Source organism: uncultured Bradyrhizobium sp. (assembly GCF_936943645.1).
Taxonomy (GTDB): domain Bacteria; phylum Pseudomonadota; class Alphaproteobacteria; order Rhizobiales; family Xanthobacteraceae; genus Bradyrhizobium.
Genome location: NZ_CAKZJO010000056.1, coordinates 150,308 through 164,611 on the forward strand (window position 1 = coordinate 150,308; position 14,304 = coordinate 164,611).

Below are 14,304 nucleotides of genomic sequence, written 5' to 3' on the forward strand. Positions count from 1 at the left end.
CGATCGTGCAAACCTGTCTACTTGGTGCCGAACATCCGGTCGCCGGCGTCGCCCAGGCCCGGCACGATGTAGCCGTGGTCGTTGAGCCGCTCGTCGATCGCGGCGGTCCAGATCGGCACGTCGGGATGCTCGCCCTGGAACTGGCCGATGCCCTCGGGCGCAGCCAGAAGGCACACGAAGCGGATATCGCGGGCGCCGCGGGCCTTGAGCAGGGAGGCGCCGGCGCAGGCCGAGTTGCCGGTCGCCAGCATCGGGTCCATCAGGATCACGGTGCGGTCGGACAGGTCCTGCGGCGCCTTGAAGTAATATTCCACGGCCTGCAATGTCTCGGGATCGCGGTAGAGCCCGATATGGGCGATGCGCGCCGAAGGCATCAAGGCGAGCATGCCGTCGAGGAAGCCGACGCCGGCGCGCAGGATCGGGGCCAGCGTGAGCTTCTTGCCGGCGATCTTCGGCGCCTGCATCGGCGCGATCGGCGTCTCGATCTCGACCAGCTCCAGCGGCAGGTCGCGCGTCACCTCGTAGCCCAGCAGCATCCCGATCTCGTTCAGGATTTCGCGAAAGCTCTTGGTCGAGCGATCCTTCTCCCGCATCAGGGAGAGCTTGTGCTGGACCAGGGGGTGGGCGACGACGTTGACGTGGCTGGTGCTCATGAAACCGCTCTACACGGTTCCCTGGAATTGCGCCAGATCGGCCGGGCTTTTTCCGCGGGGCAGGTGGCCTCAGACCGGCATCGTTACCGCGCTGCGGGCTCGGCTGCTAGCGGTATAGGCAGCCATGGTCAACTCACGGTCGATCGCAGCGCGCATCGCGTCCATCGCCGGCTGACGCAGGCGCTGCTTGGCAGTGGCATGCGAGGGCTTGTGGATGGCGCGCAGCGCGACGATGGTCTCCGCAAGGGCGCTGTCGATGGCGTCCGGCGTAACTACGCGATCGAGGAAGCCGGCGGTCAGCGCCTCCTCGGGCTCGTACATCTCGCCGAGCGTGGCCGTGCGGCTGAGCCAGGCCGGATGAACGCGGCTGCGCGCGAGCTCGATGGCAAAGCTCGGCGGCGCGATGCCGATCGCGACCTCGTTCAACCCCATCCGATGCGGCCCGCGCACGCCCAGCCTGACGTCGCAGGCGAGCAGCAGGAACGTTCCCATCGGAAAGGCGTGGCCTTCCATCACGCCGATCGTCGGATGCGGAAACGACATCAAGCGCAAGGCGAGCTCGGCGCCGGCACGGACCATCTCGAGGCTCCCGGCGGCATCGCCCGAGGCGAACACCTTGAGATCGAAGCCGGCGGAGAAGATGCCGGGCCGTGCGGAGCGCAACACCACGACCTCGGCTTCCGCCTCGGCCCGGTCGAAGGCCGCGCCGATCTCGGTCAGCATCCTGGTTGACATCACGTTGACCTTGCCGTCGTCGAGCCCGATCTGCGCGACGCCGTCGTTCACCTCAAAGCTCACTGCCGTTGCCATTTGCCTCTCCTGTCATGGGCCAGGCTTGACTGTCGGAAGCTGATGTAGGCCAATCAATATAATTCTGCACGAAGGAGAGAGCGTCATGCCGGCCGTGCCCAAACACCGTCAGCCCATCATCAATGCCGCGGTAACGCTGTTCCGCCGCCAGGGATATGGCCGGACCGGGCTGAACGACATCGTCGATGTCAGCGGTGCGCCGAAGGGATCGCTCTACCACTACTTTCCGGATGGGAAATCCTCGATCGCCGTGGCGGCTGTGGAGGAGGCCGGCCGCCGCGTCGCGGCGACGATTGCCAAGCTCGCGGACGAATGCGGCTCGACGGCCGACCTCTTGCGGGCCCACGCAAGGCTACTGACGGGCTGGATGCAGGGCTCGGGCTTCCGCAATGGCTGTCCGATCACGACCGTGCTGCTCGAGCTTGCGCCGCGCGAGCGCGCCGTATCCGATGCCGGACGCAAAGCCTATGCGGCGCGGCTGTCGATCCTGCGTGACAAGCTTCTCGCGGACGGCTTCACCAAACCTCGCGCGGAGGCGCTTGCCATGCTCTGCACGTCGGCGCTCCAGGGGGCGCTGATCCAGGCCCGCGTCGAGCGCAGCGGCCGGCCGATCGAGGTCACGGCTGCGGAATTGGCGCGGCTGATCGAGAGAGAGGCGCGGAGCTAGGCTCCGAGCCCGCGCGCGACCAGCGTGATCACGAGCGTCAGGATCGCGCCCCAGATCAGGCTCAGCGTCATGGTCAGGATGGTCACGGTGACCACGTGCTCGAGATTTCCCTTGAGGATCGGCATGCTAGCGGTCCGAGCCTGGGCTTGCGACGACGCGCGTGCCCAGCAGCAATGCGCTCATCAACGCGACCAGGATGGCGATCTTGAGCTCGATCATGTCGTGATCTCGCGCGTAAGATATTGTCTCATGCGGCCCAGCCATCGCCCAGCTAGCGTGACCACCGGGTTGCCCTGGTTCTCGATGTCCAGCTCGAAGGTCTCGGCGGGAAATACCAGAGCGCATCGTTCCGGCGCGCTCCAGCGCCTGGCGAAATCGATCGCAGAGTTCTTGAACAGGAAGAGGCCGCCGGCGCGCCCCTGCGCCTCGCGGGCGACCCAGAGCCGGGCCCGGTTACGTCCGATGAAGAAGGCGGGAATGGAGGCGCTGACGACATCGGGGTCGAGTGGATTGAGTGTCGTTGCCGTGTCGATTCCGGGTACCTTCTTTCCCGGCTCCGGCAGGCGATGTACGGCTTGAAGGGCGATCGCGGCCATGGCGGCCTCCTCACACATCTGCAAGGTCATGATGACTGCCGCGCCGGTCAGACCGGCAGATGCCAGACATAAATTGCGGTTCTCAGTGCGATCAGCGCGGTGAGCACGCTGCCCATCGCGAGCAGGCCGACCGCCTGAAGCGCGATGTGCTTGAGCTGGGCCTTGCGCGCTTCGGAGATGCGCGCCGGGGGTTCGGCCCGGAAGGTCTGGTCAAGACCATGTGTCAGGATCGACATTGTGGAAGTCCTTGTCCTCGGCGCGGCAAGACGGCCGCTCCAATCTGCCGATCATGATGTCCATCGTTGCGTAGGATTGCGAGATGGGCATCGGGGCGACCGCATAGGAAAGTCATAAAGACGCCGATCCGCGCGCGGGCAGTCCTCTGAACAGATGGGGGTTCCGCTTCGGCCGCGCGGCTTGGGACGATGCAGAATGGGCCTGCGCCAGCCCGACGGCCGCGGCAAAGGCGAGCCGGAGCCGCGGTTCCTCGATCTGCTTGCAGAAGCATTCCAGCGTTGCGTCCGCGTCCTGCAGGTCTGCGCCGATGGCCGCGCAGATCCGGGAACTGGTTCGCCGGAAAAAGTGGACCGTCTCGTCGGCATTGCGCCGACCGCCGAGACGATCGAGCTCGGCGGCGAGTGCTGCAATGTTGAGCTTGTCGGCCTCATCCAGCGTCACGGCAAAGCGCAGCAGCGCCAGCTGCCAGGCACGGAGCAGCTTATGAGCATCCTCGGTCGATATCGGCATGCGATCTCCGGATGGCCTCGGCGCGTCAGGCCCCGACGCCGTCGATCAACTCCTCGTCGGCGATCGCGGCGAAGGCGCGTATCACCTCTCCCTGCGCGGTCGCCTCCAGCGGCACGATCGGAAGCCGTGTTGCGGCGACCATCAGGCCTAGGACGCTCAACGCATATTTGAGCGCCGCCGGGCTCTCCCTGGACAGACAGCCGATCAGCGGAATCAAACGCCTGTGGAGGTAGCGTGCCGATTGCAGGCGGCCCTGCCTGACTTGCGAAAAGATCGTGCGGCAGAGATCCGGTGCGATGTTGGCGACCTCCGAGATGGCGCCATCGCCGCCGTCCGCGATGTAGGCGAAGGCGGTCGCATCGTCGCCGGACAGAAAGCGGAAGCCGGCCGGCAGGTGCCGCGCGAGGCGCATCGGGCGCGTGATGTCGCCGCTGCCGTCGCGCAGTCCCACGAACTGGCGGGACTCGGCCAGGCGCAGGAGCGTCTCGTCGGCCAGCGGCCGCAGCGTGCGGGACGGAACGTCGTGGAGGATCACGGGCAGTCCGGTCGCGCCGGCAATGGCGCGGAAATGCGCGAGTATCCCCTCCTGCATCGGCTTGTTGTAGGCGGGCACGACCAGCATGACGGCATCGGCGCCGGCTGCCTCCGCGCGCCGCGCAAATTCGATGGCGTGGCTGGTTGCGTTGGAGACTGCGCCCGCGATGACCCGCACCCGGCCGCGAGCGGCATCGACTGCGGCGCGGATGACGAGCTCCTGTTCGGCGGGAGAAAGGGTTGGCGCCTCGCCGGCCGTTTCGCAGACCAGGACGGCGGGAGCGCCGGCCGTGATCTGCCGCTCGCACAGTGCGGCGAGCGCCCTGAGGTCCACTGCGTCCGCTGTGTCGAACGGCGTCGGCAGGTCCGCGATGAAGCCGGTGAACCAGGCAGCAGGAGGAATGAACATGGTACCTCGCCTGAAGGCGCCAATTCAGGCGGCGCGTTGCGAGATGGTGGCGCTGGGCCTGCTGGCCATGTCGAGCTCGATCTCGCTCGGCAGCTCGACGATGGTCTCGGGATGCTGCCCGTTCTCGAACAGCGCGTATTTGATCGCCTGGGCGCGGCTGACGAACAGGCCGCCATAGAGGCCGTGCTGTTCCTGAGCGATCCATTGTCCGCGGCGGTTCCGGCCGATGAAGACGATGGTCGAAGGCGAGCTGCACGAGGGAGGTTCGACGAGTTTCACGGATGTCTTCCTTCTGAACGAAGCCGGCACGGGGACATATTTTTCCTGCCGGCGTGCTCAATATCCTTTCTCGCGAATATGATTTCGAGGGCGCCTGCGCGGCGATTTCATAGGAAGGTCATAAAGCCGGCAGCTCAGGCCACATCGTTGGCGATGTGAACCAGCGCGAACAATGCGCCGAAGGCGACCGCTTCGTCCCAATGATTGAGGGCAGGGCCGAACAGCGGTTCGCGCCTGACGAGGCCGGCGAGCGCGCACAGGATGATCGACATCCAGAGCAGGACGGCGAGGCTTCGGCCAAAGCCGACGCTGCCGAATGCGGCAAAGACGACGAGCAGCACGACGCGAACGGCGAAGCGCGTGATCGCGCGCGCCGGGCTCAGTGTGTGCGACATGTCCGGAGCTTGTGGCAAGGCGTGAGTCCGTTGGGCGGCTCTAGCCGCAATTCTCGCAGACGAGCGGCTCGTAAAGCGGAGCCGGCACGGGACGAACAGAAGGGACGCTCGGACGGGGCGTTTCCGCGGCGAGGGCCTGGACCTCGACGAACGCGGACAGCAGGGCGAGCGCGAGATCGCCGTGGCAGCCTTCGACCGCAGCATCGAGCCAATCCGGCAATTCCCGCTCGCGCGAGAGCGCGCAGTGCCATTCGCCCTCATCATAGGCGATCCGGCGAACGCGCCACAGCGGCAGCTCGAGTTCCATCAGCGCCAGCGCCGCATCGGTCCAGGCTTCGGCCTCGATCAGGCGCATGAGACGTGCCGTGCGCTCGCTCTGGCCAAGCGACGGGAAGCGCCGGCAGGCCTTGTCGATCATCTCAAGCATCAACGGTCGCGTCATCACCTGCGTGTTGCGCAAGCGATCGCCGAGTGAGGGTGGATCGAAGTGTCTGAGAGCAATGGTCATGTCAGGCCTCCTGGAGTTGGCGTCGGTCAGTCGGCCGGCGTTTCCAAGATGGCCAAAACGGCATTTGAAAGCGAGATGAGGAAGGGGCGGAAGATATAAGGATTTCATAAGTATGGGGTGGGAGCGATGGTATGCCATTTCCCGCCGTCTCCAGGACGACGGCGTGATGCGCCTCGTGGTCGTTGTCCGACCACCCGTCAGCCTCGGCCCTTTATGAGATTCCTATAACTTCGCCATAGCCATCATCTCGAAAACCTATGCTGGTGGTGGCACTTCAGCGCCATGAAAAGTCCCGGCCCAGAGCCGCGGGACATGCGTTGCGCTTGATCTATCGCAAGCTGTCGGTCGGGAACGTAGGCACGGTTGCGTCAAAATACAGGGCGCAACGAGGAGCATTCAAATGATGGATCTTTTGATGCTGATGCTGGGCTTCGTCTTCTTCGCCCTTGCGATCGGCTACACCTACGCCTGCGAACGGCTTTGAGGGAGCGGACCATGATCTTCGATTATGCGCTCGCCGGTGCGGTCTCGTTCGGTCTGCTGATCTACCTCACCTACGCGCTGCTGCGGCCCGAGCGGTTCTGATCCGTGTTGCTGCTTCTCGAATTGCTGCTGGCCGACGCTGCGCTCGTCGCCGGCCTGCTTGCACTGCTCCTGCCGCTCCTGCGCCGGACACAAAGTCTGAAGGGTTAATGCCATGACTATGATCGGTTGGCTCCAGATCATTCTCTATTGTGCCATCATCGTCGCGCTGACCAAGCCGCTCGGCTGGTACATGACGCGCGTTTTCAACGGCGAGCGGACCTTCCTGTCGCCGGTGCTGCGGCCGATCGAGGCCGGCATCTATTGGGTATCCGGCGTCGATGAGAGGCGCGAGCAGCATTGGTTGACCTACACGGTCGCCATGCTGCTGTTCCATGTCGGCGGCTTCCTCGTGATCTACGGCGTCATGCGGCTCCAGGCCGTGCTGCCGTTCAATCCGGCCGGGCAGGGCGCAGTTGCCGAGGATCTCTCCTTCAATACCGCGGTCTCCTTCATCACCAACACCAATTGGCAGAACTACGGCGGCGAGAGCACACTGTCCTATCTGACCCAGATGGTCGGCCTGACGCATCAGAACTTCCTGTCCGCGGCGACCGGCATCGCGCTGGCGATGGCACTGATCCGCGGCTTCTCGCGCGCCTCGATGCGCACGGTCGGTAATTTCTGGGTCGACGTCACCCGCTGTACGCTCTACGTGCTGCTGCCGATCTGCATTGTCTACGCGCTGTTCCTGGTCTGGCAGGGCATGCCGCAGACGCTCGGCGATTACGTCGAGGCGACCACGCTGGAAGGCGCCAAGCAGACCATCGCGGTCGGCCCGGTGGCCTCGCAGGTCGCGATCAAGATGTTGGGCACTAATGGCGGCGGCTTCTTCAATGCCAATGCCTCCCATCCCTTCGAGAACCCGACCGCACTGTCGAATTTCGTGCAGATGCTTTCGATCTTCGTGCTGGGCGCTGCGCTCACCAACGTGTTCGGCCGCATGGTCGGCAACCAGCGCCAGGGCTGGGCGATCCTCGCCGTGATGGGCGTGCTGTTCCTGGCCGGCGTCGCTGTCACCTATTGGGCGGAAGCCAATGGTACTTCCACACTTCAGGCACTCGGCTTGACCGGCGGCAACATGGAGGGCAAGGAGGTGCGCTTCGGCATCGTCGCATCCTCGCTGTTCGCCGTGATCACCACGGCCGCTTCCTGCGGCGCGGTCAACGCCATGCATGACAGCTTTACCGCGCTTGGCGGCATGATCCCGCTGATCAACATGGAGCTCGGCGAGATCATTGTCGGCGGCGTCGGCGCCGGCATGTACGGCATGCTGCTGTTCGTCATCCTCGCGATCTTCGTCGCAGGCCTCATGGTCGGCCGTACGCCGGAATATGTCGGCAAGAAGATCGAGGCACGCGAGGTCAAGATGGCCATGCTCGCCATCCTGGTGCTGCCGCTGATGATCCTCGGCTGGACCGCTGTCGGCGTGGTCTATCCGGCGGCCGTCGCCTCGATGGCGAATGCGGGCCCGCACGGCTTCACCGAGGTGCTCTACGCCTTCACGTCCGCGACCGGCAACAACGGTTCGGCCTTCGCGGGCCTGACCGGCAACACCTTCTTTTACAACCTCGCGCTCGCCAGCGCGATGTTCGTCGGCCGCTTCTTCATGATCGTTCCGGCCATGGCGATCGCCGGCGCGCTCGCGGAAAAGAAATCGATCCCGCCGTCGATGGGTACGTTCCCGACCACCGGCGGGCTGTTCGTCGGCCTCGTGGTCGGCGTGATCCTGATCATGGGCGGCCTGACCTTCTTCCCGGCGCTGGCGCTCGGCCCGATCGTCGAGCATCTGGCGATGAACGCCGGCAACCTGTTCTGATTGTTGGAGTGACCTCCATGGATACGATGAAATCGCAAAAGCGCGCTGCCGTCTCGGCGATGCTCGACCCCAAGATCGTTGTGCCGGCGATCCGCGGCGCCTTCACCAAGCTCGATCCGCGGCTGATGATCAAGAACCCCGTAATGTTCGTGGTCGAGATCGTGGCGGCGCTGACCACGGTGATCTTTCTGCGCGACCTCGTCACCGGCGGCGCCAATCTCGGCTTCACCTTCCAGATCATCGTCTGGCTCTGGTTCACGGTGCTGTTCGCCAATTTCGCCGAGGCGGTGGCCGAAGGCCGCGGCAAGGCGCAGGCCGAATCGCTGCGCAAGACCCGCACCGAAAGCCAGGCCAAGCTCCTGACCGGTGCCGGGCAGGCGTTCAATCTCGTGCCGGGCACCAGCCTGAAGGTCGGCGACATCGTGCTGGTCGAAGCGGGGGACACCATCCCGTCCGACGGCGAGGTGATCGAGGGTGTGGCCTCCGTCAACGAGGCTGCCATCACCGGCGAGTCCGCGCCCGTCATCCGCGAATCCGGCGGCGACCGGTCGGCCGTGACAGGCGGCACACAGGTGCTGTCCGACTGGATCCGCGTTCGCATCACGGCAGCGCAGGGCTCGACCTTCATCGATCGAATGATCAAGCTGGTCGAGGGCGCCGAGCGGGCGAAGACGCCGAACGAGATCGCGCTCAACATCCTGCTCGCCGGCCTCACCATCATCTTCGTGTTCGCCACCGTCACCATCCCGAGCTACGCGGCTTATGCCGGCGGCTCGATTTCGGTGATCGTGCTGGTTGCGTTGTTCGTGACGCTGATCCCGACCACCATCGGTGCGCTCTTGTCGGCCATCGGCATCGCCGGCATGGATCGCCTGGTGCGCTTCAACGTGCTGGCGATGTCCGGCCGCGCCGTCGAGGCGGCTGGCGACGTCGACACGCTGCTGCTGGACAAGACCGGTACCATCACCCTCGGAAACCGTCAGGCAACGGCGTTCCGCCCCGTGCGCGGCGTCACCGAGCAGGAGCTGGCGGACGCGGCACAGCTCGCTTCGCTCGCCGACGAGACTCCGGAGGGCCGTTCCATCGTCGTGTTGGCGAAGGAGAAATACGGCATCCGCGGCCGCGACATGGCTGAGCTCGGCGCCACCTTCATTCCGTTCACGGCGCAGACCCGCATGAGCGGCGTCGATGCCGGCGGCTCGTCGGTGCGCAAGGGCGCAATCGATGCGATGCTGAACTACATCGGCGGCGGCGTGCCGCTGACGGTTGCCTCCGGCAACACCGCGCGGGCGATGCAGCCTGGCGCATTGTCCGAGCTCGGCCGGGAGATTCAGGCCATCGCCGACGAGGTGTCGAAATCCGGCGGCACGCCGCTGGCGGTCGCCAAGGATGGCCGCTTGCTCGGCGTCGTCCAGCTCAAGGACATCGTCAAGGGCGGCATCCGCGAGCGCTTCGCCGAGCTGCGCCGCATGGGCATCCGCACCATCATGATTACAGGCGACAACCCGATGACGGCTGCGGCGATCGCCGCGGAAGCCGGCGTTGACGATTTCCTGGCGCAGGCGACGCCCGAGGACAAGCTGAAGCTGATCCGTGACGAGCAGGCCAAGGGCAAGCTCGTCGCCATGTGCGGCGACGGTACCAACGACGCGCCGGCGCTCGCGCAGGCCGACGTCGGGGTCGCCATGAACACGGGCACGCAGGCCGCCCGCGAGGCCGGCAACATGGTCGACCTCGATTCCAACCCGACCAAGCTGATCGAGGTGGTCGAGATCGGCAAGCAGCTCCTGATGACGCGCGGTGCACTGACGACCTTCTCGATCGCTAACGACGTTGCCAAATATTTCGCGATCATCCCGGCGATGTTCCTGGCGTTCTACCCGCAGCTCAACGTGCTGAACGTCATGAACCTGTCGAGCCCGCAGAGCGCCATCCTGTCGGCGATCATCTTCAACGCGCTGATCATCATCGCGCTGATTCCGCTGGCCCTGAAGGGCGTCGCCTATCGTGCGGTCGGTGCCGGCGCGCTGCTCCGGCGCAACCTCCTGGTCTACGGCCTCGGTGGCATCGTCATCCCCTTCATCGGCATCAAGGCGATCGACCTCGTCGTCACCGCCTTGCATCTGGCCTGACGCCGTCATTGCGAGCGAAGCGAGGCAATTGCTTCGCCGCTTCGCTCCTGGCACTGACGAAAGACATCGGAGAAAACACATGTTCAGAGAAATCCGCCCCGCCATCGTCCTCTTGCTGGTGCTCACCGCCATCACCGGGCTGGCCTATCCGCTCGCCATGACGGCCATCGCCGGTGCGCTTTTCCCGGCTCAGGCTCAAGGCAGCCTGATCGAGCGAAACGGTAAGGTGATCGGCTCGGCGCTGATCGGACAGGAGTTCAAGGAGGACAAGTATTTCCACGGCCGCCCCTCGGCGACGTTGGCGCCGGACCCGAACGATTCGACCAAGACGGTTTCGGCACCCTACAACGCCGCCAATTCGGGCGGCTCCAATCTCGGCCCGACCAGCAAGGCGCTGGCCGACCGGCTGAAGGAGGACGTGGACAAGCTCAAGGCCGAGAATCCGAATGCTGCCGTGCCGGTCGACCTGGTCACGACGTCGGCTAGCGGTCTCGACCCGGACATCTCGCCGGAGGCCGCGCAATTCCAGGTGCCGCGGGTGGCGAAGGCGCGGAATATGCCGGTTGAGGCGGTGGAGCAGCTCGTGTCCGCCAACGTCCAGGGTCGTCTGTTCGGCCTGCTCGGCGAACCCCGCGTTAACGTCTTGGCGCTGAACCTCGCGCTCGACCGAGCGCCGGCGAAGTAGCGGTCTATGCCCATGGCGTGGGGATGATTATATTGCCCTGATGGTCCGAGAGCGCCGCGATTCCGAACAACGTCCGTCTCCCGAGGCACTGCTGGAAGCAGCGCGCCGGGAGGAGAGCGTCAGCGGCAAGCTGAAGATCTTCGTCGGTGCCGCCCCCGGCGTCGGCAAGACCTACGAGATGCTGCAAAGCGCCCACGCCAGGCGCAAGGCCGGCATTGATGTCGTGATCGGCTTCGTCGAAACCCACGGCCGCGCCGAGACCGAGGCGCTGGTGCGTGGTTTGGAGGTGGTCCCGCGCAAAAGGCTGGATTACCGCGGCCAGATCGTCGAGGAGATGGACCTCGATGCCGTGATCGCGCGCCGGCCGAAAATCGCGCTGGTCGACGAGCTCGCCCACACCAACGCCGCAGGCAGCCGCCATCCCAAGCGTTATCTCGACGTCGAGGAGCTGCTCTCGCACGGCATCGACGTCTACACCGCCGTCAACATCCAGCACATCGAAAGCCTCAACGACGTCGTCGCCCAGATCACCCATGTCCGGGTGCGTGAGACGGTGCCCGATTCCGTGTTCGACCGCGCCGATGCGATCGAGCTGATCGACCTGACGCCCGACGACCTGATTCAGCGCCTGAAGGAGGGCAAGGTCTATGTGCCCAAGCAGGCTGAGCGCGCGCTGGAGCATTATTTCTCGCCGGGCAATCTGACCGCATTGCGTGAGCTCGCCTTGCGGCGCACCGCCGAGCGGGTCGACGAGCAACTGCTCAACCACATGCAGGCCAATGCGATTCCCGGTCCCTGGGCCGCGGGCGAGCGCATCCTCGTCTGCGTCAGCGAGGATCCGCGCGCGGCCGGCCTCGTGCGCTACACCAAGCGGCTGGCGGACCGGCTGCATGCGCCGTTCACCGCAATCTCGATCGAGAACCGGCGCTCCCTGCAATTGTCCGACGAGGAGCGAGATCGCCTCGCCGATACGTTGCGGCTCGCGGAGGCGCTTGGCGGGGAGGCGCTGACCATCCCGGCCGTCGGCCGCCGCATCGCCGACGACGTCATCAATTTCGCACAAGGCAACAACGTCACCCAGATCGTGATCGGCAAGTCGACACGCTCGCGCTGGTTCGAGATGACGCGCGGATCAGTGGTTCACGATCTGGTGCGTCGCGCGGGCAATATCAGCGTTCACGTCATCCCCGGCGACGAACTCACCGCGGAGGCGGCGCCCAAGACGGCGGTGCAGACCGCGGCGCGATCCGAGCCGTTCAATCCGCTGCCCTATCTCAAGGCGCTCGGGATCATGGCGGTTGGCCTTGCGGCCGCGATGGGCATCAAGCCGTATTTCGGCGTCGAGAACGTCGACCTGATGTTCCTCACCGCAGTGGTGGCCGTGGCCGTGCGCTACGGGCTGTGGCCGTCACTGCTCGCGAGCATCGCGGGATCGCTGGCCTACAATTTCTTTTTCCTGCCGCCGGTCTACACCTTCACCATCACCGATCCGACCAATGTCGCGGCCTTTTTCTTTTTCATGCTGATTGCGTTCGTGGTGTCGAACGTCGCCGGTCGCGTGCGCACGCAGGCCGACACTGCGATCGGCCGCATCAGGACCACCGAGCAGCTCTATGCCTTCAGCCGCAAGCTCGCGGGCACCGCCACGCTCGACGACGTCTTGTGGGCGAGCGCCTATCAGATCGCGTTGATGCTGAAGGTGCGCGTCGTGCTGCTGCTGCCGGAGGACGGCCTGCTCACGGTGAAATCCGGTTACCCGCCGGAAGACCAGCTCGATCAGGCCGACCTTGCCGCCGCCAACTGGGCCTGGAGCAACGACCGCACGGCGGGCCGCGGCTCGGATACGCTGCCGGGCGCAAAGCGGCTGTTCCTGCCGATGCGCACCGGGCGCGGCCCGATCGGCGTGATCGGCATCGACGACGACCGCTCCGGGCCGCTGCTGACGCCGGATCAGCGCCGGCTGCTGGATGCGCTGGTCGACCAGGGCGCGCTCGCGATCGAGCGCGTGCTGCTGGTCGAGGACATGGACCGCGTCAAGCGCACCGTCGAATCCGAGCGGCTGCGCTCCGCGCTGCTGACTTCGATCTCGCACGACCTGAAGACGCCGCTCGCCTCGGTGCTGGGTGCGGCCTCGACCATGCGCGACCTCGCCGGAGCCTTGTCCGACACCGCGAAGCGCGACCTGCTCGCGACCGTCATCGACGAGTCCGAACGGCTCAACCGCTTCATCGCCAACCTGCTTGACATGACCAAGCTCGAATCCGGCGCCATCGTGCCCAACACGGCGCTGCACGATCTCGGCGAGATCGTGGGCAGCGCGCTGCGGAGGGCGGCCAAGATCCTTGGCAGCCACAAGGTCGAGCTGACGCTGGCCGCCGATCTGCCGATGCTCGAGCTGGACGCCGTGCTGTTCGAGCAGGTGCTGTTCAACCTGCTCGACAACGCCGCCAAATATTCGCCGCCCGACACGACGGTCTCGATCCGCAGCCGGCGCGACAGCAATCATGTGGTGCTGGAGATCGCGGACGAGGGGGCCGGCATCCCGCCCGACGAGCTCGAGAGCGTGTTCGACAAGTTCTACCGCGTACAGAAGGGCGATCACGTCCGCCCCGGCACGGGCCTCGGCCTTGCCATCTCCCGTGGCTTCGTCGAGGCGATGCGCGGAACGATCTCGGCCGCCAATCGCGGCGACCGAAGCGGCGCTGTTCTCACCATCCGTCTTCCCGTTCCGGCCGAGAGCCGCGCATTGGATACCGCCGCATGAGTGCTGCCCCGATCAAGGTCCTGGTCATCGACGACGAGCCGCCAATCCGCAAATTGCTGCGGATGGGGCTGACGACGCAAGGCTACGAAATCCTGGAGGCGTCGAACGGCAAGATCGCGCTGGAGAAGCTTGGCGAAGCGCCGGCGCTGATCATCCTCGATCTCGGCCTGCCCGACGTCCAGGGACACGAGCTGCTACGCACCATCCGCGCGCGCAATGAAAGCGTGCCGATCGTGGTGCTGTCGAGCCGCGGCGACGAGGCCGGCAAGGTTCAGGCGCTTGATCTCGGTGCCGACGATTATCTGACAAAGCCGTTCGGCATGGAGGAGCTCCTGGCGCGCCTGCGCGCCGCGCTGCGGCATCAGCTCCAGGTCCAGGGCGAGCGCCCGGTGTTTCGCACCGGCGATCTCTCGGTCGATCTCGTGCGCCGCATCGTCAAGGTCGGCGAGCGCGAGGTGAAGCTGTCACCGAAGGAGTACGATCTCCTGCGCGTGCTGGTGCAGCATGCCGGCAAGGTACTGACGCACAGGTTTCTTCTGCGGGAGCTGTGGGACGAGCTGACCGACGCGCAATATCTTCGCGTCTATGTTCGCCAGCTTCGCCAGAAGATCGAAGCCGACCCCGAGCGGCCGCAATATGTGCTGACCGAAACGGGGATCGGCTACCGGCTGAAGGCGGGGGATTGATCCCAACAGACCAGTAGGATGGGTTTCGCGTCGCTCTC

Annotated in this window: 17 protein-coding genes; 7 read left to right on the forward strand and 10 right to left on the reverse strand. The window is 65.4% G+C overall.

Annotated elements, in window-relative coordinates; all coding sequences use genetic code 11:
* Nucleotides 1-17 precede the first annotated feature (17 nt).
* Together upp and Q0743_RS15980 are read right to left on the reverse strand one after the other, a co-directional pair.
* A complete protein-coding gene (gene upp / locus Q0743_RS15975) occupies nt 18-653 on the reverse strand; it encodes a uracil phosphoribosyltransferase (protein WP_298242472.1) in 636 nt (211 codons plus the stop codon).
* A gap of 69 nt (nt 654-722) precedes the next feature.
* Entirely contained in the window at nt 723-1,463 is a 741-nt protein-coding gene (locus Q0743_RS15980) for a crotonase/enoyl-CoA hydratase family protein (RefSeq protein WP_298242473.1), read from the reverse strand.
* Between the two features lie 85 nt (nt 1,464-1,548).
* Here Q0743_RS15980 and Q0743_RS15985 point away from each other — a divergent pair, with 85 nt between their 5' ends.
* Nucleotides 1,549-2,130 (forward strand): TetR/AcrR family transcriptional regulator, encoded by a 582-nt coding sequence (locus tag Q0743_RS15985; RefSeq protein WP_298242474.1) that lies wholly within the window; start codon nt 1,549-1,551, stop codon nt 2,128-2,130.
* Here the strand turns inward: Q0743_RS15985 and Q0743_RS15990 are convergent.
* From Q0743_RS15990 to Q0743_RS16025, 8 genes are all read right to left on the reverse strand, one after another.
* Nucleotides 2,127-2,255 (reverse strand): hypothetical protein, encoded by a 129-nt coding sequence (locus Q0743_RS15990; RefSeq protein WP_298242475.1) that lies wholly within the window; start codon nt 2,253-2,255, stop codon nt 2,127-2,129. The two genes, Q0743_RS15985 and Q0743_RS15990, sit on opposite strands and share 4 nt — an antisense overlap.
* Before the next feature lie 90 nt (nt 2,256-2,345).
* Nucleotides 2,346-2,726, reverse strand: a complete 381-nt coding sequence (locus tag Q0743_RS15995; protein ID WP_367184918.1) for a hypothetical protein — start codon at nt 2,724-2,726, stop codon at nt 2,346-2,348.
* Nucleotides 2,727-2,773: 47 nt separating this feature from the next.
* Nucleotides 2,774-2,962 (reverse strand): hypothetical protein, encoded by a 189-nt coding sequence (locus tag Q0743_RS16000; protein ID WP_298242477.1) that lies wholly within the window; start codon nt 2,960-2,962, stop codon nt 2,774-2,776.
* 112 nt (nt 2,963-3,074) lie between these two features.
* The gene (locus Q0743_RS16005) at nt 3,075-3,473 is read right to left on the reverse strand and encodes a hypothetical protein (RefSeq protein ID WP_298242478.1); all 399 of its coding nucleotides are present in this window, start codon (nt 3,471-3,473) and stop codon (nt 3,075-3,077) included.
* Nucleotides 3,474-3,498: 25 nt separating this feature from the next.
* Nucleotides 3,499-4,416, reverse strand: coding sequence for a 4-hydroxy-tetrahydrodipicolinate synthase (gene dapA, locus Q0743_RS16010; protein WP_298242479.1), 918 nt, complete (start codon nt 4,414-4,416; stop codon nt 3,499-3,501).
* Nucleotides 4,417-4,440: 24 nt separating this feature from the next.
* Entirely contained in the window at nt 4,441-4,695 is a 255-nt protein-coding gene (locus tag Q0743_RS16015) for a hypothetical protein (protein ID WP_298242480.1), read from the reverse strand.
* Between the two features lie 134 nt (nt 4,696-4,829).
* A complete protein-coding gene (locus Q0743_RS16020; RefSeq protein ID WP_298242481.1) occupies nt 4,830-5,090 on the reverse strand; it encodes a hypothetical protein in 261 nt (86 codons plus the stop codon).
* Nucleotides 5,091-5,130: 40 nt separating this feature from the next.
* Nucleotides 5,131-5,598 carry a hypothetical protein gene (locus Q0743_RS16025; protein ID WP_298242482.1) on the reverse strand — a complete coding sequence of 156 codons (468 nt, stop codon included), beginning with the start codon at nt 5,596-5,598 and terminating at the stop codon, nt 5,131-5,133.
* Between the two features lie 495 nt (nt 5,599-6,093).
* Between Q0743_RS16025 and Q0743_RS16030 the strand changes: the two genes are divergently transcribed.
* From Q0743_RS16030 to Q0743_RS16055, 6 genes are all read left to right on the forward strand, one after another.
* Nucleotides 6,094-6,183, forward strand: coding sequence for a K(+)-transporting ATPase subunit F (locus Q0743_RS16030; RefSeq protein ID WP_035698142.1), 90 nt, complete (start codon nt 6,094-6,096; stop codon nt 6,181-6,183).
* A gap of 112 nt (nt 6,184-6,295) precedes the next feature.
* Entirely contained in the window at nt 6,296-7,999 is a 1,704-nt protein-coding gene (kdpA, locus tag Q0743_RS16035) for a potassium-transporting ATPase subunit KdpA (RefSeq protein ID WP_298242483.1), read from the forward strand.
* Between the two features lie 17 nt (nt 8,000-8,016).
* On the forward strand, nt 8,017-10,131 hold the full coding sequence (gene kdpB / locus Q0743_RS16040) for a potassium-transporting ATPase subunit KdpB (RefSeq protein ID WP_298242484.1): 2,115 nt from the start codon (nt 8,017-8,019) through the stop codon (nt 10,129-10,131).
* Between the two features lie 79 nt (nt 10,132-10,210).
* On the forward strand, nt 10,211-10,816 hold the full coding sequence (locus Q0743_RS16045) for a K(+)-transporting ATPase subunit C (RefSeq protein WP_298242485.1): 606 nt from the start codon (nt 10,211-10,213) through the stop codon (nt 10,814-10,816).
* Nucleotides 10,817-10,856: 40 nt separating this feature from the next.
* Nucleotides 10,857-13,580, forward strand: a complete 2,724-nt coding sequence (locus Q0743_RS16050; protein WP_298242486.1) for a sensor histidine kinase KdpD — start codon at nt 10,857-10,859, stop codon at nt 13,578-13,580.
* Complete coding sequence (locus Q0743_RS16055; RefSeq protein ID WP_298242487.1) at nt 13,577-14,266, forward strand: response regulator transcription factor; 690 nt, start codon at nt 13,577-13,579, stop codon at nt 14,264-14,266. The genes Q0743_RS16050 and Q0743_RS16055 overlap by 4 nt, the downstream gene beginning before the upstream one ends.
* The last annotated feature ends 38 nt before the right edge of the window (nt 14,267-14,304 follow it).